16 protein-coding genes are annotated in these 19,041 nt (G+C 62.2%); 4 read left to right on the top strand and 12 right to left on the bottom strand.

Annotated features, from left to right (window positions below):
• Positions 1-117 precede the first annotated feature (117 nt).
• The gene (locus ACQK2L_RS05105) at positions 118-1,149 is read left to right on the top strand and encodes a TIGR03032 family protein (protein WP_425395850.1); all 1,032 of its coding nucleotides are present in this window, start codon (positions 118-120) and stop codon (positions 1,147-1,149) included.
• A 36-nt stretch (positions 1,150-1,185) separates the two neighbouring features.
• On the opposite strand, the gene ACQK2L_RS05100 is transcribed toward ACQK2L_RS05105, so the two are convergent.
• From ACQK2L_RS05100 to ACQK2L_RS05060, 9 genes are all read right to left on the bottom strand, one after another.
• Positions 1,186-2,481, bottom strand: a complete 1,296-nt coding sequence (locus ACQK2L_RS05100) for a Gfo/Idh/MocA family protein (protein ID WP_425395849.1) — start codon at positions 2,479-2,481, stop codon at positions 1,186-1,188.
• A gap of 272 nt (positions 2,482-2,753) precedes the next feature.
• Positions 2,754-3,494, bottom strand: a complete 741-nt coding sequence (gene lptB / locus ACQK2L_RS05095) for an LPS export ABC transporter ATP-binding protein (RefSeq protein WP_425395848.1) — start codon at positions 3,492-3,494, stop codon at positions 2,754-2,756.
• Between the two features lie 116 nt (positions 3,495-3,610).
• Positions 3,611-5,452 carry a signal peptidase I gene (gene lepB, locus ACQK2L_RS05090; protein ID WP_425395847.1) on the bottom strand — a complete coding sequence of 614 codons (1,842 nt, stop codon included), beginning with the start codon at positions 5,450-5,452 and terminating at the stop codon, positions 3,611-3,613.
• Positions 5,453-5,592: 140 nt separating this feature from the next.
• Positions 5,593-6,774 carry a S26 family signal peptidase gene (locus ACQK2L_RS05085; protein ID WP_425395846.1) on the bottom strand — a complete coding sequence of 394 codons (1,182 nt, stop codon included), beginning with the start codon at positions 6,772-6,774 and terminating at the stop codon, positions 5,593-5,595.
• A complete protein-coding gene (locus tag ACQK2L_RS05080) occupies positions 6,752-8,026 on the bottom strand; it encodes a fibronectin type III domain-containing protein (RefSeq protein WP_425395845.1) in 1,275 nt (424 codons plus the stop codon). Before ACQK2L_RS05080 ends, ACQK2L_RS05085 begins: the two co-directional genes overlap by 23 nt.
• Before the next feature lie 25 nt (positions 8,027-8,051).
• Positions 8,052-8,942: a hypothetical protein gene (locus tag ACQK2L_RS05075; protein WP_425395844.1), complete on the bottom strand. Its 891-nt coding sequence runs from the start codon at positions 8,940-8,942 to the stop codon at positions 8,052-8,054.
• Positions 8,943-8,987: 45 nt separating this feature from the next.
• Positions 8,988-10,964 carry a sulfotransferase gene (locus tag ACQK2L_RS05070; RefSeq protein ID WP_425395843.1) on the bottom strand — a complete coding sequence of 659 codons (1,977 nt, stop codon included), beginning with the start codon at positions 10,962-10,964 and terminating at the stop codon, positions 8,988-8,990.
• A 128-nt stretch (positions 10,965-11,092) separates the two neighbouring features.
• Positions 11,093-13,123 (bottom strand): ferrous iron transport protein B, encoded by a 2,031-nt coding sequence (gene feoB, locus ACQK2L_RS05065; RefSeq protein WP_425395842.1) that lies wholly within the window; start codon positions 13,121-13,123, stop codon positions 11,093-11,095.
• The gene (locus ACQK2L_RS05060; protein WP_425395841.1) at positions 13,120-13,383 is read right to left on the bottom strand and encodes a FeoA domain-containing protein; all 264 of its coding nucleotides are present in this window, start codon (positions 13,381-13,383) and stop codon (positions 13,120-13,122) included. The genes feoB and ACQK2L_RS05060 overlap by 4 nt, the downstream gene beginning before the upstream one ends.
• 106 nt (positions 13,384-13,489) lie before the next feature.
• On the opposite strand from ACQK2L_RS05060, the gene ACQK2L_RS05055 reads away from it, so the two are divergent.
• Positions 13,490-14,401 (top strand): Fpg/Nei family DNA glycosylase, encoded by a 912-nt coding sequence (locus ACQK2L_RS05055; protein ID WP_425395840.1) that lies wholly within the window; start codon positions 13,490-13,492, stop codon positions 14,399-14,401.
• Positions 14,402-14,654: 253 nt separating this feature from the next.
• On the opposite strand, the gene ACQK2L_RS05050 is transcribed toward ACQK2L_RS05055, so the two are convergent.
• Both ACQK2L_RS05050 and ACQK2L_RS05045 read right to left on the bottom strand, forming a co-directional pair.
• A complete protein-coding gene (locus tag ACQK2L_RS05050; protein WP_425395839.1) occupies positions 14,655-15,185 on the bottom strand; it encodes a hypothetical protein in 531 nt (176 codons plus the stop codon).
• Positions 15,186-15,802: 617 nt separating this feature from the next.
• Complete coding sequence (locus ACQK2L_RS05045) at positions 15,803-16,393, bottom strand: glycosyltransferase (protein WP_425395838.1); 591 nt, start codon at positions 16,391-16,393, stop codon at positions 15,803-15,805.
• A 327-nt stretch (positions 16,394-16,720) separates the two neighbouring features.
• Between ACQK2L_RS05045 and hisI the strand changes: the two genes are divergently transcribed.
• Positions 16,721-17,113, top strand: a complete 393-nt coding sequence (hisI, locus tag ACQK2L_RS05040; RefSeq protein WP_425395837.1) for a phosphoribosyl-AMP cyclohydrolase — start codon at positions 16,721-16,723, stop codon at positions 17,111-17,113.
• Positions 17,114-17,132: 19 nt separating this feature from the next.
• The gene (locus ACQK2L_RS05035) at positions 17,133-17,597 is read left to right on the top strand and encodes a RidA family protein (RefSeq protein ID WP_425395836.1); all 465 of its coding nucleotides are present in this window, start codon (positions 17,133-17,135) and stop codon (positions 17,595-17,597) included.
• Positions 17,598-17,627: 30 nt separating this feature from the next.
• Here ACQK2L_RS05035 and ACQK2L_RS05030 read toward each other — a convergent pair whose 3' ends face one another.
• Complete coding sequence (locus ACQK2L_RS05030) at positions 17,628-18,932, bottom strand: hypothetical protein (RefSeq protein WP_425395835.1); 1,305 nt, start codon at positions 18,930-18,932, stop codon at positions 17,628-17,630.
• Between the last annotated feature and the right edge of the window lie 109 nt (positions 18,933-19,041).

The raw sequence follows: 19,041 nt of genomic DNA, 5'->3' as shown, positions 1-19,041 counted from the left end.
CTAGCACCCAATACTCCGCGGCTGCGGCCCGGTATACTAACCGCGGTGAAGCCGCCGCACGACAACGCGAACTCCTCCAAGAAGCGCTCCTGGCACCCTGTGCTATCGGAGGGCTTCGTGTCGTGGCTCGAGGAGCTCGACGCCAGCTTGGCAGTAACCACTTACCAGGTTGGCAAGCTGGTTCTGTTGGGGCGCAGCAACGGGCGACTCACCACCAGCGAGCGGAGTTTCCGCCGCGCGATGGGTGTCTCGACCGACGGCCAGACGCTGTGGCTCGCCACCGCCTACCAGGTGTGGCGGATGGAGCACCAGTTCGACAACAACGCGCGTGCGTCGGGCTACGACCGCTTATTCGTACCGCGGATCGCCTACACCACGGGCGACTTGGATCTGCACGACATCGCGATCGACACGTCGGGCCAGCCACTGTTTGTCGCCACGCTGTTCAATTGCCTGGGGACGGTGAGCACCGAGCAGAGCTTCGAGCAAGTATGGCGGCCGCCGTTCATCTCGGGGCTCGCCGCCGAAGACCGTTGTCACCTTAACGGTCTGGCGATGGTCGATGGCGAACCGCGGTTCGTGACGCTCTGTTACCAAAGCGACATCAACCGCGCCTGGAAGAGCCACCGCATGCATGGTGGTGAGCTGTGGAGTACCACGGCCGACGAGCCGATCGTTACCGGGCTCTCCATGCCCCACTCGCCGCGCTGGCACGACGGGCGGTTGTGGCTGTTGAACTCTGGTACTGGCTATTTGGGCAGCGTCGACCTTGAGCGGGGCGAGTTCCAGCCGGTGGCCTTCGTACCGGGCTACGCGCGGGGGCTGGCGTTCGTGGACCACTACGCGATCGTCGGACTGTCGCGCCCGAGAGAGCAAAACAAGTTCGGCGGCTTGGCGCTCGACGACGAACTGGCCAAGCGTGGCATGACGAGCTACACGGGCTTGGCGATCGTTGACCTTGTGAGCGGCGAGACCGTGCACACCTTGGAGATCCAGGGGCGGATCGCCGAACTGTACGACGTCGCGGTGCTACGCGGTATCAAGCGACCCGCCGCATTGGGCCTTACGCCCGAGTCGCTGCGCTACAACGTGTGGGCGGATGCCGACGGATCGCGCCGCCACTGGCGACGGACGCCGAAAAAGAAATGACGAGAGTCCGCGCGCGTTCTTTGCTCGCGCGTGCACTCACACCATCGCCGGCACCACGAACGGCGCTCGGTATTTGCGCGTTAGCATAGCGTTGGCTTCAGAGTCGCCGGTGAACTTCTCGGTTTGCGGGTCGAACTTCAGTTGCCGTCCCAAACGCAAGGAGATGTTCGCCAGGTGGGCGATGGCCGAGCTGGTGTGGCCGGTTTCAATGGGTCCGTTGAGCACCGAGGGGTCGCGGCGGCGCACCGCAGCGAAAAAGTTGTCGAAGTGCGCCTGCGTAGGATCGCCCGAGGTTCCGCTGGGACCTAGTTCTCTGCGGCGGCCAAAATAGGTCTTGTAGCCGTTGTAGTTGTCGACCGTCATGATGCCCTTGGAACCGAAGAACAAATTGCCGACGCCGACACCCTGCTCGAGGTTGGTGCACCACGGGCGGACTTCGATCTGCAGCATCTTGTTCGAGCCCGCAAAGCGGCAGGTCGCGCTGAGCACCTCGGGCGTTTCGCGATCGTCTTCCCACAGAAAGTTGCCACCCATGGCGGTCACTTCGGTAGGCAGCGTTTCGCCGAGGCCCCACAAGGCCATGTCGGTTTCGTGGACACCTTGGTTGCCGATGTCGCCATTGCCGTAGTCCCAATGCCAGTGCCAGTTGTAGTGCACGTACCGCGTGGAGTACGGACGCTCGGCCGCGGGGCCTTGCCACAGGTCCCAGTCGAGCGTGGCCGGCGGGGTGCCGTTGGGTTTGGTGCCAATCGAAGGCCGCCAGCGAAACACGCACGCCCGCGCCATGTACACGTCGCCAATCAACCCATCGTTCAAGTGCTGCACGGCTTCTTGCAACACCGGATTCGAGCGCAGTTGCACTCCATGCTGCACGATACGCTGGTACTGGTGGGCCGCCTCGACCATCTTGCGGCCTTCGAACACGTTGTGCGAACCAGGCTTCTCGAGGTACACGTCCTTGCCCGCCTGGCAGGCCCAAATCGTACTTAGGGCGTGCCAGTGGTTGGGCGTGGCGATGCTCACCACGTCGATGTCGCTACGGTCGTTCACGCGGCGTAAGTCGGTTTCGACTTCCACGCGGCGGCCGTACTTATTTTCGAATTCCGTGGCCCGCTGATGGAGCACCCGCGCGTCGGGATCGCACAACAGGGCGACTTCCGCGCCGGCGGTGTTCTCAATCGACTCGATATGCACCTTGCCACGCCCGTTCACGCCGAGCACGGCGCAGCGGATCGTGTTACTGCGACTGGACTGAGCCGAAGCGGAGCTGGCCGCCAGCGCGGCGGCTGCGCCCGAGGCGGCTACGAACGTACGACGATCGACGGTGCTCATCTCAGATGGGTGCTTTGTCAAACGAGTCTTCTCGGATAGTGATTTCGACAAACGCTGGAACTATCGGCGACGACTTGCGATCGCTATCCGAGTAGTTCGGCAAGATGTGATACGAATTTTCAGCAGGAGGGCGGAACATCTCCCTTTTTGTTCCGCGGACAAGACATCGCTTCCATTATACCCTTGCGGCGCAAGGGCGGCGAACATCAAACTTCGCTCGGGTTACCTCACGGGTGCACTAGCGTGCAACTGGCGTGCAGGTTCTCGCTTCGTCATGCTGCGCCGAGGGAGACGTCCATTCCGTCGCCGAAATAGTACTTTCGCGCCTCTTCGTTTTGCAGCACTTCGCGGGGCGTGCCATGGCACAGCACCTGGCCGCTCTTGACCACATAACTGCGGTCGGTGATTTCGAGCGTTTCGCGCACCTGGTGGTCGGTGATCAGGATCGAGATGCCGTGGTCGCGCAGTTGGCGGACGATTTCCTGAATGTTATCGATCGTCACGGGATCGATACCGGTGAATGGTTCGTCGAGCAGGATGATGCGGGGGTTGCTCACCAGGCAGCGAGCAATCTCCAGCCGCCGGCGTTCGCCACCGGAAAGGCTCATCGCTTTGCTGCGGCGAAGTTTGGTGATGCCGAACTGTTCCATCAGTTCTTCGCAGCGGTGGCGTCGCGTGCGTCGGTCCATGCCGAGCATCTGCATCATGCCGAGCAGGTTTTGCTGGACACTCAGTTTGCGAAAGACACTCGACTCCTGGGCCAGGTAGCCCATGCCTCCGTCGCGCGCCCGACGATACATGGGCCAGTCAGTTACCACCTTGTCCGACAAGCGAACCTCGCCCGCGTCGGGGTCGACCATGCCGCAAGTCATGCGAAACGACGTGGTCTTGCCAGCGCCGTTGGGCCCGAGCAGCCCGACAATTTCGCCAGGATGGACCTCGAAGCCCACGCCGTCGACCACTCGGCGACGACCGTACGATTTAACCAATCCTTTGGTTTCCAGCAGCGACATGGCGGGCAGGGGTAGGCGGTGTGCGGGGCAGTGGGGTCGACATTCTTGTAGCCAATCTGGCTGAATCGGCCAACAGCACCGCCGGCGTGTGCTAGCACTCGCTTGCCGCCGGACGCCTACTGAATCCGCCGCATATCCGTAAAGCCCGGGATGACGAAATTCCACGTATGCGGCCACACGACGCTGATCGCCCGACCGACCAGTAGCCGGCGCTCGAGATAGTTGCCACCGGGTTTGTGGGCCATGCCGCCGTTGGGGTCGGGTTGCATCTGATTCCACAGCCTGGCGTCCATCGATTGGGGGCTATTGTCGCCCATGACAAAGAACTGGTCTTCTCCGAGGACAAAATCAATGGGCCGCCGCCGCGCAAACACACCCCATTCCGCCTTGTTGGAAAGGAAGTCTTTCGGGGGTATCAACGCATAGTCGCGCACGTAGGGCGATTGGCGGGTCTGTTGCTTGCCGTTGTCGGCGATGTAATAGATATCGCGAAAGACCCGTAGCCGATCGATGGCCAGCGCCGCATCGACGCTGCCCACCCGGGCCGGCGCCAGGTCGCCCAATTCATCCTCCGACGAGCGAGGCACGGCTTGTTCAAAGTCGCCGAACAAAGCCTGCCAGTCGTAGGTTGTCGGGACATCGAACTTCACCAACCGGTCGTCCACCCACAAGTGCAGCGTGTCGTCCACATTGGCGAACGTTACGCGATGTTTGCCGGGACCATCGAGTACGGTTTCGGCTGTCGGGGCATACTCGGCCACCGGTTGTTCCTGGTCATATGGCAGGATGCTCAGCGTCGCCTTGCCAGTGGCTATGTCGATCGTGCAACGGAAGCGATTGCCTGCTTCCACCAGTTCTAGCAACAGTTCTCCCGTTTCGCTTTGCACGTCGACATCCGCCTCGACGTGCAGGTCGCCCACCCAGTGGAGCCCAAGCAACTGGTAAGGCTCGACAAAGGGATTCTCTTCTCCGTCGTGCAATCGCACTTCCACCTCGCGGCGGGATATGCGGGTGTTGTAGGGGTTGAAGTCGCTGATGAGTTCGCGCTTCGCTTGGGGTAGATAGTCGCCACCTTGTTCGATGGTGGACCACACCGCCTCATCCGGCGGAGTGTGTTCGTAACGCAACCAATGCTCTCCCTGGCCGCTGGTGCGATACTTCTGACGGACCAGCTTGTCCTCGGTCGACTCATCCAGCTCCCAGCCGTCGACCTGCCATCTCAGTGGCCATCCCGCTTCTCGCAGATTCGCGGGATCGTGGTTCGTATCATGCACCGGCTCGCGCATCGCCCTGGCAACCGTCGGTGGTTTGCGAGCGATGTCAAAACCTTCCTCCCCTTGGTGCTGGACGAACAAGTCGCCGCCAAGGACTCGCAATGTTTCTTCCGGCAGGCCTACCAGACGTTTAATGTAGTTGTCCGTGGCATTGCCCGGATACTTGAACACCACGACATCCCATCGCTCGGGCTCCTGGAACGAGTACAGGAACTTGTTGACCACAATGCGGTCGCCGCTGTAGCTTGGTTCGTTTCGCGCGAGCTTGGGGCCATCGGGCGCCACGCGAGCGAGTCGCGTGTCGTAAGCCATCGTGTACCGGCACATCGGGCACATGCCGCCGACGCACTCATCGGGAGGCGCTTGGCCACGGATCTGCGACTGCACCGAAGCATTCACCCGGTACCGCTGCCCGCATTGCGGGCAGTTCAGGTCCTTGTGCACGCCTTGCAGCGAGGGCGACATCGAGCCGGTGGGGATCACGAACGGCTCGGCCACGAACGTGCGGATCAGGAACGCCAGAATGAACGCGATGGCCAGCGACTCGAACGTCTCGCGAATGGCGTTGTGCGAAGGATGGGTTGGCGGCTGCTCCTTCTTCTTCTCGTCCTGCTTGTCCTTGCGACCGGTGGGCAGCGGCACCTGGGCGCCTGGCTTTTTCTTGGTCTTGTTTTTCTTCGCCATGAAATTCCACTTTCTTCCCAGGGGCGGCCAGGCTCGTGCCTGGCCGCTCGCCCTTCGCTTTGTTTTGGTTCCCCTGCAGGGAATTCAGTGTTTTCCGTGGTTTTCCGACACTTCCGCGGCCGCAAAAAGTACAGGGCAATCTATTCGCTCGCGGCGGGAGAATCTAGGCGAGATTCTCGGGAGATTCCCATCGGCACGCCAATCAGCAGCTCTTTGGGCAGCGCATGGCTGGGCCAGGTGCGGCTATCTTCGGAAATTGCCACATTATCGCCCACCACGAACAATTCGTCGGCCGCCAGCGTCACCCCGGCCGCCGGCCAGCGATCGACGGGGCGCGTATGGTAGTACGCATCGCGCCATACCGAAAGTTCGCCAAGCTGCACGTCACCCGTCGCCACCACGGACAACCGCGGCTGGTCGGGCCAAGCGGTGGGCAGTTCTTCCAGCCAGACCACCTGGCCATCGACCGCCAACAGCGCCTGCCGATCGAACAACGACCACACGATCTGCGACTCACCCACCCGATCAATAGACTGTTCGATCACCCGCCCATTGGCCAATTCGGCGATCAGACGGACACTCGCTCTTGGGGCAAGCTTGGCCTTGGTGGTGACCATCAAATCGAGCGCGGCATAGATGGGCCGCGAGGCCGTTTGATTCACCCCAAGGTCGTCGGTCACCGTGCCGCCGGCGGGCTGGTACACGAGGCGGCTCTCGTCGCCGGAGTGCCGCCACGCGTTACCGGCGAACTGCCACCGCTCGTCGTCCGCTTTCCACGCGAGCAGCTTTTGGCGTTCGCAATGCACCGACTGGCGGAGCCGCATTTGCTCGTCGAGCGACTTGCGATGCACGTTGCCATCGATCAATAGGTCGCCCGAACTGAAGTCGACGTGCTCGCCGGGCAGACCCAGCACGCGTTTGATGCAGAGCGACTCGACGCGATCCGGGCAGCGAAACACCACCACGTCCCAACGCTCGACATCGCTGATTGCCAGTTGCGCGCGATTGACCCACATCCGTTCGCCCAGCGTCACCTCGGTGGGCGTCGCGTTGAATTTCTGCCGGCAGTCGGGGCAGACGTAGGGGCGGAACCTCGGCACCTGATCAGCCGCCACCGCGAAGCGGTGTTCGCAGTGAGGGCAGACGACCTCCACGTGCGGGCCCAGCAGCGTGGGCGCCATCGAACTGCCTTCGATCCGCAGCGGCTTGACGACACCCAGTACCAGGAACGTCTCGCTCGCCAAGAGCGCAATCGCCACCACCACGATGGTTCGTAGCCAGCCGTAGAGCGCGCGGGTTTTAGTTCGAGGCGGTTCGGTCATCTGGTGTGTCGACGGAAACTTGCGGCGCGGTGCGGGGCTCGATCGTGAACTCGTCGAACACTTCGCCGTCGAGTTTGATCACTTTGCCATCGAGCCCTTCCTTACGGAACGTCAGCAGGTGCACATGATGGGCCGAGCCGCAGTGCTCGGCGGTGTCCTGCAGGTACCAGCGATTGGTCTTCGGCGTGCGTTGCCCGACGCCCAGTCCGCCCTCGCCGATGTAGACGACGCCTTCGGGGTCGACCTTCACGCCTTTGACCGGCGGGGTGCGCTTGATCGCGTGCCCGTCGGCCTCGCAAGCGAGGTTGATCTGGTACTGCTCGAACAGCGGCACCCAGTTCGTCAGCGCGCCGCTGGGAACTTTCACGGCCGGGAACGCAGGCTTGTGGTACTGCGCCACGTACCAACGATGATTCCATCGCTCGTCGGCCAGTTCTTTGGCTAGCCAGTCGCGTTGGTCGCCGGCCGTGGAGGTCTCGGTATTGAGCGTCGCCAGACGCACCTCGCCCGAGAGGCTTACCGCATAGTAGTTTTCATCCCGATCAGGGAACGCGAATACCTGGTTGAAGATCGGTCCCATGTCGTGATTGCCCCGCGCGGGAATGATCGGCAGCAGTTGGCCATCGTCGCCGGTGGTTAGCTCATGATTATCGAGCCACGCGAGCCATAGTTCGAGCACGGTGCCGTTGACGATGTAATCGCCCCCGTGCGCCAAAGCGATGATCGGCGGACGCCCGGCCGCTTGTTGTTCGGCGACCATGCGGGCCATCATGCGGTTGATGTTCTTTCGCTGTTCGATGCCCGAACGGCTATCGCCGCCAAACAGTATCGACACCGGCCGGTCGTCGTCGGGCGCGGTGAAGAAGTAGTACTCGCGCGACGGCGTCCCGTCCGACTCGCAAACCACCGCGTACCTAGTGGCTGGCTGCAAATCGGTGAGCGTCGTGTGGTGCGCGTAAGGCACCGGCTGGCCCTTGAGTTCTCCGCCGAACTGCTCGTTGCGCTGGCACTCGACGGTGGTCCAATCCTCTTGGCCCTCGGCCCGCAGTTTCACCAGGTGCTTGCTGCCGGGCTCGGTGGTGGTCCAAGAAACGATGGCCGACGTCGCCGGGTCGCTGTGCCAGATGACGCGAACATGCCGCGGCGCGGCGGAATCGGCCGGTTCGGCCTGCGACGCGCACGACGAGAGCATCGCGACTGAGGTCACCAGCAAGGTCATCTTGGCGACTTGGGATATCCAACTGGATTGCATGTAGTTTCCTATTGTGCTACGGAGGTTACCCTTCGGACTTGTTTGATTTTACCAGCGAGTCGGGTGCCGGGGCGAGACGCCAGGCCAGCACCAAGATCAGGGGCAGCACCCAGTGCGACGAGCGGATGGCAAATTCGTACCAGCCGCGATCCGGCGAGAGGGCCACCAATCGCACCGCGGCGGTCGCGAAACCCCAGAACGCCATGTAACCGGCTACCAGCCGCCACCGTCGAACGAGGATCAACCCGGCCACCGCCAGGTCCACAAAACCGATCACCAGCAACATGGCCTGCGCGGTGGACTCTTGGAGTCGAGGATCCAAGACGCGCTCGGAACTCACGATCAGCATGTCGAGGAATGAGCCGCGTTGTTGCAATGCCTCGAGGCCGTGGGCAGCGAAGGTGAGCGCGATGCTGATGCGCAGCAGCCACTCCACGGTGGGCGTGATGGCGATGCCCAGCAGTTTGCGGAGCTTCGACCAATGCACGAGCAGCAGTACGAGGGGTGCAGCGATTCGCGCCGCGCCGGCGGCGAACGGAAACAGGCCAGCAGCCGCTTCGCCCCACCCGCGCAAAGGGCCATTGCCCAGCCACGAGACGTCCAGCGGAAAGCCTTCGTACGTTTGCCAAGCCGCAAAAGCGAATACCACTTGAAACACAAACACGAACACAAGCAGCACGCGCGATGGACGCACCAGCGTTGAAATGGCAGCCACCGCCAATAGCGCGCCTGTAACGCGTGCGATCGGCACCGCGGCCGCTTCGCCTAAGCCCAGCCCGCCAACGTCGACTGGCTCCCACAACCACGCTAGTAACGGCGTTTCGAGCACCTTACCAACCAACCAGGCGTGGCCCGCGCATTGCAGGGCAACACCGATGCGCAAGAGCCAGTCGATGGTCTTGTTGTCGTTGGGCACGAGAGGAGCCAACAGGGTGGGGGGCGGGATGTCGTGGGGGGAGGGCTACGCCGCCTTGCGAATCTCGGACGGCGCGTAGCCCCATTCTATCAGATAGGGCCCCATTATCGCATCCACTTTGGCCGCTTCCAGCGGCGGCAGCTCCCCAAAGCGGTTTTTGTGGTAATTTGCGGTGCGATCGAGGTAATCGTCGAGCGCCGCACGGTATTCACCGCTCAGCTCCAGCCCCAGGCGGTCGTAGATCTGCTGGATACAGTGCAGCGGGTTTCGCTCCAGGTCCTCAAACCGCACCCGCGCAGTGGTGCCAAACGGCAGCGAATGCAGATCGTGCTCGCAGGCGTCGGTGGCGTGGCGGTACTGATCGAGGAACCGCTGGGCGTAGCTGTCCACCGGCGGCGTATCCTGCAACTGGAACACCGCAAAGCCATGCTCGGCGAAGTGCATGTTCGACCGATACACCGCGTGCGGGTGGCGCACGATGTACACAAACTGGGCGGTGGGAAACATCTCGTGAAGCATCGCCACGCGGCAGGTATTCACTGGATTCTTTAGCAGCGGTCGTCGGAGAGAACGCCAGGTGAGCTTGCGTAGAAAGCGAACATAGTGCTGCTGCCACCGCGCCAGCTCGCGCGACTCGAAGCGATCGGTCCACCAGTACCGCTCCAGTTCGCCGGTGCGGCGGGGGAAACAGAACATCCAGTACGGCGACTCGCCTCCCATGGCGGCCAGCGCGAACTCTTCCTCTTGCGTGCTCAGCACGGTCATCTGCACCGAGTCCATCGGCCGGCGCCACATCAACAGCGGAGCCATGGCCGCGGTGGTGAGCCAACCGGTGAGAAAGCCATGCGGGTTGAGTACCTCGAAGTTGCGCGGCGAGCGAAACTGGGGATCGAGTGCCATGAGGTTGTGCAAATGCGTGGTGCCGCTGCGATGCATGCCGACGATAAATACCGGCGGCGGCACATCGTGCTTCAGCAGTCGCGGCGCCAGCACGCGCTCGGGCAGCGTAACGAGCGTCGTGAGCCCGGACGCCACGAGAGTGAAAACCAACCGCGGCAGATACATCAAACCCACGGCGAACCGCGCCCTGGCGAGTTCCACCATCCAGCGATCGATCGGCGCAAACGCCATGAGATTCGACAGCGGCATCACGCGCTTGAAGCTGGCCGCGGCTGCGGGGTCTTCGTGAACTTCGCGCTCGCCATGACGAATGACGATCACGGTGACGATGGCCGTAGCGATGGTCAGGAGTGTCCAGAACACAGGTCCCAGGCGCGGGTCGCCCAGCGGCGCCAGCCACGGCGTCCAGGGATTCGTGGGGTCGAGATCGGCTAGTCGCAGCTTCGAGACAATCCGCCGCACCGCGATAGCGCCGGCCAACAGTCCGGTGGACATGACGATCGTGCCGGTGCGAAGCCGCACCACGCCCAGCAGTACGGCCAGCAGCGTGAGGCCAACGAACAGTTGCGGCGCGGTGGCGTCCTGTCGACTGGCGGCGGCGAACAGTCCAAACACCATTGCCGGAACCAGCACGGCTACGATGGCCGAAGTCGCTCGACGGAGCATGCCCAGCAGCAATCCAGCGAAGATGATCTGTTGCACGGCCGACACGGGAATCGAACTCACCGCAGCGAGCGCCGCCTTCGCGCATCGGCTGGGCGTGATGGCGTCGGCCTTCCATTCGATCACGCCGGCGCTTTGGCAAGCGACGAGGTAGGCTGCGTAAAACATCGCGCCCACGGCCATGCCCCCGAACGCTTGCCGCCGCCAGTTGGCGGGGATTACCAACCCGTACTCAGCGGCAGGACGCGCTTCGCTGGCCAGCACGGCGAGCAACGTCACCAGCGCGACAACCAACAGCACCACACCACCGGCCGATTTGGTGAGCAGCGAGACGGGCAGCCCCGTTGCGAACTCCAACAACTCGGCAATTGCCACCAACACGACGATCGACCCCGCCCACACGGCGAGCTTCGCCAGCGGACTGAGCGCGCGTAACCGACTTGCTACGGCAGCAAACACTGCGGATTTCCGGTATTACAAGAGAAGAGAGCAGATAAGCACCGCGCCTTGTAGCGATTCGGCCGGGGCGGCTCAAGAGGAAGCTGCGCGACGGAGACACGAGCTACTAGCGATGATAGCGAGGTGAACTACCCGAGCCCAAACGCCGAGGCGGTTTGGTAGGTTACCAGTGCCGCCACATAGGCCAGCGCAGTCATGTAGCCCAACTGGAACGCGGCCCAGCCCCAGCTACCCGTTTCGCGCTTGGTGACCACCTGCGTAGGCAAGCACTGCATGGCCAGCACGTAAAACACCAGCAAGCTCAAACAGGCGGCCGTGGTGAACACCATGGTTCCGTCGCTATGCGTGGATTGCGCCAGGCGCTCGGTCAGCTTGGGGTTATCCTCGCCTTCGTCGCCCAGGCCGTACAGCACCGACAGCGTGGAAACGATCACTTCGCGGGCGGCGAATGAGCTGACCACGCCGATGCTCATCTTCCAGTCGAATCCCAGCGGCGCGAACACCGGTTCGATCGCTTTGCCGATGTGTCCGGTGATGGATCGCTCGAGTGAGTACTCAGCCAACAGATGGTCGGCCGCTTCGGCATCGCCTGCCTCTTCGAGTTGAACGATGGTCGCTTGTTGCTCAGCCGAGAGGTCGGTGAGCGATGTCTTGGGGTAGGTGGATGCGGCCCACAGCACGACCGAAATCAAGAGAATGGTCGTACCGGCGTTCTTGATGAACACCATCGCGCGGTCGAACGTCTGCAGCAGTGCGTTGCGGAGCGATGGCAAGCGGTAGTTGGGCAGTTCGATCACCAACGGACGTGTCTCGCCGGGCAGTAGCGTGCGCTTGAACAACCAGGCCATGCAGAGCGCCGCGACGATGCCCAGGGCGTAGGCGGCGGTGAACACCGTGGCGGCCATTACGGGACTGCCGGAAAACACCAGGGCGATCACCAGAGTATAGACTGGCAACCGCGCCGAGCAGGTCAGCAGTGGCAGCACCAAGATGGTGGCCAGTCGGTCGCGACGGTCTTCGATCACGCGGGTCGACATGATGGCGGGAATCGCACAGGCGTGCGCCGAGAGCATCGGTACGAACGCCTTGCCGGGCAGGCCCACGCGCTGCATCAAGCGGTCCATCACAAACGCCGCCCGGGCCAGGTAGCCGGAGTCTTCCAGCAGCGAGAGCATGAAGAACAAGATGCAAATCTGCGGCAGGAACACCAGCATGCCGCCCACTCCGCCGACCACGCCATCGACCAGCAGACTGCGCAAGTCGCCCGCCGGCAGCCAGTGGCTCAAAAACTCGCCGGACCAGGCGGTAATTGACTCGATCCAGTCCATGGGAAAGGAGGCCAGACTGTAGATGGTCCAGAACGTGGCGAACATCACAGCCGCAAAGCCCAAGAGTCCCACCACGGGATGCGTTAGGAAGCGGTCAATCTTCTCGGTAGTTCGGCCCAACGTGACCGAGGGGTCGCCAGCCGCGCGGCGCGCGACTGATTCGGCCCAGTCGTATCGTTTGGAGAACGCGCAGCCATCACACGACGGACATGCGCACTGCGTTTGCACCGGCAGTCCCACGGGTGAGTCGACCAACTTGCTGATGGCCGATGTCAACTCATTGAATCCATCGCCGGACCGCGCCGAGACTGGCAGCACCTGGCAACCGAGGTCGGCCGCGAGCTTTTCGCGGTCGATGTGCACACCGTGCTTGGTGGCCAGGTCCATCATGTTCAGCGCCACGAGCATTGGCCGCTCGACCGTGCGCGAGGCTTCGATCAGTTGACTGGCGAGGAACAGGTTGCGTTCAAGATTCGTGGCGTCGATCACCAGCACCAACGCGTCCGGCACCACGGGACCCTCGCCAACTACCACCGCGCGCGCCACCCGTTCGTCGGGCGTGGTGGCGTCCAAGCTGTACAAACCCGGCAGGTCGATCAGTTCGGCCGCGTGACCATCCACGCGCACCCGCCCGCGACGATGCTCCACGGTGGTGCCAGCGAAGTTGGCCGTTTGTGCCCGTAGCCCAGTAAGTCGATTGAATAGCGAGGTCTTGCCCGAGTTCGGGTTGCCCACCAAAGCCACCACGGGAGTACGGCGCGCACCACTCGTGTCGCTACCCACGACGGGTAGCGTGTCGGTCGACGGAGTTGGTGGCGTGGCGGTGCTCATGCTTCGGGCGGGTCGGGAAGGCATTCGAGCTCGACGTATACCGTATCTGCCAGTCGCGAGGACATACCAACTCGCGATCCGACGACACAGACGATCAACGGATCGCCGGTTTGAATGAGCGACAGTCGCCTACCGAGGCACACGCCCATCGCTTTGAGCCGATCGGCGTCCTGCGACTCGGCTTCGACACGAACCACGCGGAACACCCCACCTACAGGTGCCTCGGAAAGGCGGGCGGGTTGGGCAGAGGTGGGGGGCATGGAGGGTAGGGTCTGCTGCTAATGAGACTCGGTCTCAATTCAGTCGCCATCCTACCGTCCCACCCAGCCACGTGGCAAGGGCCAAACTGCGAGTAAACTCTGTTTCATGCCCGAACTGCCCGACGTCACGATTTACTGCGAAGCCCTCCAGCGGCATTACGCCGGCACGGTGCTGGTGCGCGTGGACATCCGCAGCCCGTTTGTTGTGCGGACGTTCGATCCCGACATCCACGAACTGACCGGGCGCAAGATCGATGGCTTTCGTCGGATGGGCAAACGGATCGTGTGGGAGTTCTCCGGCCCGCTGTACCTGGTGATGCATTTGATGGTTGTTGGCCGGCTTCACGAGCGACCACCCGGCCGTAGGCCGACCGGCAAGCACGACTTGGCGGCATTCCACTTTGCGGCCGCTGCCGACACACCGCCCGAACGAACATTGATGCTCACCGAGCAGGGCAGCAAGCGCCAAGCGTCGATTGCAGTGCTGGCGACCCGCGACGAGGTCGCAGCGCTCGACCCCGGTGGATTAGAGGTCGAACAGGCGACGCTGGACGAGTTCCGCGAGCGGCTGACCAGCGAGAATCACACGCTCAAACGAGCCCTGACGGACCCGCGGCTGCTGTCAGGCATTGGCAACGCCTACAGCGACGAAATCCTGCATGCCGCGCGGCTCTCGCCCATCAAGTGGACCACCAAACTGACCGACGAGGAGTTCGAGCGATTGTACAAAGCGACGCGCAGCCAGCTAACGCGATGGACGGAGTCGCTGCGAGAGGAAGTCGGAGACGGATTCCCCGAGCGCGTCACGGCTTTCCGCGGCGAGATGGCCGTGCATGGTCGTTACGGCGAGAGCTGTCCCGTGTGTGGAGGCCGGGTGGCGCGGATTCGCTATGCAACGCGGGAGACCAACTACTGCCCCAAGTGCCAAACCGGCGGAAAGCTGCTCGCCGATCGATCGCTCTCTCGATTGTTGAAGGGCGACTGGGAAAAGCTGATGGGCGAAGAAGAGACCTCATGACCAACGCTAGTGCGCTCGTTGGCCATGAGGCTCTGGGGAGTGTCAATTAGTTAGTAGGGCTAAATAGGGCGGTCGGCTGGGTCGGTGCCGTGTCCATGGGTGCTGGTCACAGCCGACCGCTGTATTGGGATGGGAGGACCCACCCCGTGTGAGGACCCGATGGGGGTGCGCAGCTTGAGCCGAGAGCGACGCCGTTTCGCTGGAGAGAATCAAAAAGAAGCTACTGGCGCTACCTTACCCGGCGGGTGCGTGCTCAGTGCATCGAGTCCTGGATAAACGTGTCGGAAACGGGACGTTCAGCAATCCGCCCCACTTCGTCCTGCGTGCGTCGCTGGCCTACCGTGTGCCAGGCACTGACGCCCTTGAGTTCCGGCATGATCTCCAATAGTTGCTCGACAAGCATCAACGACATGCGTTCGACGCCCTTGTCCTTGGTGGTTTCGCGAATCGCTTGAGCGGTTTTCATCACTCGCAGCATTCGCGCTCGGGTAAGCACAGGGCTGGATAGCGGTGCGTCGCTATCCACTAACAGACTCGCCAGCGGAACTTCCAGCGCCTGTTGCCAGGCGACTAGTTGCGCTAGCGTAAGGTTACAATAAGGGTCTTCCTGACGACGAACCTCTTCGGCAGATAGTCCCAACTTGCGCGTGACACTGCGCACCGAAACACCCTGTTGCCGTCGTACTTCGGCAATGCGATGGTGGGGGTGTTTCTCCTTGGTCGATGGCAGCGACAGCGGTGTTCCTCCGGACCTAACCGTATCCCAATTATCAGCAACGCTCATCTTGGTTGCCTCCTTCTCTCGTTCCAGAAAAGATGCTCACGCAACTGCTTGGCCTCCGAGGAGGTCTCGAGCAGCGATCGCATGGAGCCTCCGACATCCGTTGCCGGCTTACGTTCTCTGTTCGTTCAGGCCCCATTCAGTCCCCAACTGATTCGCACTGCGGCAATCAACAAACGCACTTAAAATCTTGAGAAGCACAAATCGTTCGAAGCTGCATGCGGCTTCGTGCGTCATGCGATTCCGACGGACGTAGCTCAGTTCAATCTGAGACTGTTATGCCGTTAGCCGCTTGCCCGGCATGGAGCGTCGTGCGGCAGAAACCTCGCGACCTGCGAGGTTGATGAGAGGCGATGTTGCCCTCACTGATGCAATCCTACAAAGCGGAAAAACAGTGGGCAAGAACGTTGTAAGCTGGCACGAATCGCCGGAGAAAACGCCGCTTCGCTGGGTCGTTCAATAATGAGACGATCCCCTCGGACGGCCGTGAGTGGAGTGTTGGATTCTGAAGCGCGCGTACAGGGACACTGTAGCGAAATGGCGCAGCGAAATTTTTTACCCTTTTTTTAGGAAACCGCCCAAAAAGCTCGACTTCGGCAAGCCGTGGTGGCATTTTCGCCCTATTCGCCGAGCGCGAAGTTTGCCAAGGCGCCCATGAAATTGGGCCTTGGCAGCGGTGGAATCACGCCCACGCCTTGCTTCTGCTGCTTCTGGTCGCGGCGTGCGAGTTGTCGATCGTCGTTCGCCGAGGGCGCCAGCATCCGTTGGAAACCAGCCAGCCGCGAATGCGCTGCTGCCATGGTGTTGTGCATGGCCGCCACGCGCAGGTCGTCGATGGTTGCTGGCTCGTCCATCGCGTTGCCCAAGGTTTGCGGTTGCTGATCCAACCACAGCCGCCGGATCTGATCGGCGTCGATCCGCGACGCACCGTCGTGCACCAGCACGAACTCACCTGACAGTTCGCCACGCAGGGTGTTCAGCGCCCTGCCGAGTCCTTCTCGCACCGCGTTGCGGGCGACGCGGATTTGCGGATACCGAGTGGCCAACTCCACGGCGATGTCGTAGGTGTCGTCCTCCGAACCGTCGTCGACAATGATTACCTGCATGGCTGGGACGAGTTCGCCAGCGACTTCCAGCACGTTGGCCACGTCGCGGGATAGGGTCGCTTCGGCGTTATGGACCGGTAACACAATCGTCAGGTTTCTAGTCACGGATCGATTCTCCTGCCACGAGGTTTCGGGGAGGGCTGTGGCGCGTGTGCGGGGGTGGCACCCGAGGACGGGGGGAAGGAGGGTGCGTAATGTTGCTATCGGAGTTTCCGCCCAACGAAATCCACCCCGCCGCTAAAAACCTCGGGTTAGGCGAGCAATGCCGCGCGGGCGGGTGCTGAGGGTTGGTGGCATTGCAGCGCCTTGGCGTGCTGCTTGCCTCGGTTTCACCGCGTGCATCGCGCCGCTGGTTGGTCGTGGCCGGTTCGGGTATGCTCACAACTGCACGACCTATAGCTCCAGAACTCCCCGTTTCGCCACCGTATTGCCATGTCCGAGGACATCCAGCCCGACTTCGAAAAGTCCGATGGGCTCGTGCCCGTCGTGGTGCAGCAGGTGGGCACCGGAGAAGTGCTGATGCTGGCTTACATGAACCGCGAGGCGTACGACCAGACGCTCGCAACGGGCCAGGCGGTGTACTTCAGCCGGAGCCGAGGTGGCCTGTGGCGCAAAGGCGAGTCGAGCGGCAACGTGCAGCACGTCAAACGACTGCGCATCGACTGCGATCGCGACACGCTGCTCTTGGAAGTCGACCAGGTTGGCGGCGCGGCCTGCCACGAGGGGTATCCCTCCTGCTTCTTTCGCGAGGTCACGCCCGACGGTCTGAAAGTGATTGCCGAGCGAGTGTTTGATCCCAGCGATGTCTACCAGAAACCCGAGTAACCGAATTGCGAGCCTTTCGATGAGCTTCCAAGCCGCCTTTGATGCCCTGAATTTGGAACTGCCGCCCGCCCCGAAAGCCATCGGCCTCTACCGCCCGCTCATCGTGGTGGGCAACCTGGCGTATACCTCGGGGCATGGGCCGCTGTTGGCGGATGGCACGCTCACCACCGGCCGAGTGGGCGACCAATTGACCGTGGAAGAAGGCTACCAGGCCGCCCGGCAGACGGGGCTGGCCACGCTGGCTACCTTGCTCGAGAACCTGGGCTCGCTCGACCGTGTCGCCCGACTGGTCAAGACATTCGGCCTGGTGCACGCGACGGCCGACTTCACCGATCACCCAGCCGTCGTTAATGGCTTCAGCGAACTGATGCGAGACGTGTTCGGAGCCGAGTGCGGCATCGCCGCCCGCAGCGCCGTGGGCGCAGTGAGCCTGCCGGCGGGCATGTCGGTGGAAGTGGAAGCGGTGTTCGAGCTCGCCGAATAGCGCTTGCGGTTGGCCAATGCTGAAGGAGCGCTAGAACTCCAGGGTCTGCGAACTTACTGCCAACTGCAGCGGCGGCACCGGTGCGGCGAGCGCGCCGTCGTGGTGGAACGTGCGGCTCTCGCCCAGCTTCACGGCCTCTTCCAGACACTCGGCCAATCGCGCCATCACCACTTCGCGATCGTCGGCGCCCTTGGTGTCGGTCAGTGAACAGACGAGCGAAGCGGATACCGTGAGGGAGTCGCGGCAGAAGGTGGTTTCCTTCACCTGCTGACGGATCCGTTCGCACCGCTCGTTGGCCTCGATAATCGTGTCGCCTTGCAAGGTAACCAGCAAGCTACCTTCGGGTGTCGCGTTTACCTTCTGACCGGGCTTCAGTTCCTTGGTCACGAGCGCCGCAACGCACTTCAAGAGCGCTTCGGTGTGCTCACTGGCTTCGTCTCCCTCGAACTGCAAGGAGAGCGTAGCTACCTGCAGTGGGCCCTCGTCGTCGGAAATCGCGTCGTCGATCGAGTCCAGCAGCGAGTCGAGGCGAGCAAGCGGGTCGTCGGTTTCTTCTGCGGTTTCCTCGTTGGCTTCCTCTTTGGTTTCCTCTTTGGTTTCTTCGTTGGATTCCTGCTTCGACGCCTCCGATTCGACGGTCTTGCTAGCCGGTTCAGGAATCGATTCTTCCACTTCACTGGCTGCTTCGGCAAGTTGCTCGTTGGACTGCATCAGCTTCTGGCGCATCGCTTCGGTGTCGTCGTCCGCCATGAGTTCATCGATTTCATCGTTGGCCCGACGAATCTCGTCCGTCTGCTTGTTGAGCATCTGCCGCATGTTCTCTTCCTCGGCCGACAGCTCATCCTGACTGCTGCTGTTGAGTGTCTCCACGGCCTCGGATGTGTGATCGAGGTATTCGTCGTTCGCCTGCTTCATCTCGCCGGCGCATTGGTCGACTGCTGCGCGGTCTTCTTTGGCTTCGGCCAACTTGTCGCTTACCGCATCCAGTTTCTGTTTGAAGATCGCCAGCCCCTCCAGAATCTGTTCGTGGCTGGCCTCTTGCACCGGCTCCTCGACCTCTGGTTCTTCGACTGGCGGAACCTCGGCAGCCACCGGCTCTTCGATCGGAGGTTCTTCCGGAGCCGGCTCTGGCTCAGGCTCAGGTGCTGTTGTGTCTACCTCCGGTAGCCCGATCGGCTCGTCCTGTTCGTCCTCGGCATCGCGGCGCGACGAGATACCTGGCATCACGCCAATGTACACGCCCAGGGCGTACCCCAGGCACAGGTTCAGCGTGGCGATGAAGGCGATATACGCGGCCATCAATGATCCATCCAACGAGTCGCGGCGGCTAGACATTCCCACCGGCGCGCGTACTTCGCGCCGGGTGTTCTAGAGTAGCTCACCCACGATCTGGATAGAGGAGCCACACCACTACGATACCGAAGCCCGCACAGACTTTGTCCGC

This window comes from Aeoliella sp. (genome assembly GCF_965227375.1).
GTDB lineage: Bacteria > Planctomycetota > Planctomycetia > Pirellulales > Lacipirellulaceae > Aeoliella.
The sequence above is the reverse complement of the archived record's forward strand: the minus strand, read 5'-3'. Positions and strand labels throughout refer to the sequence as shown.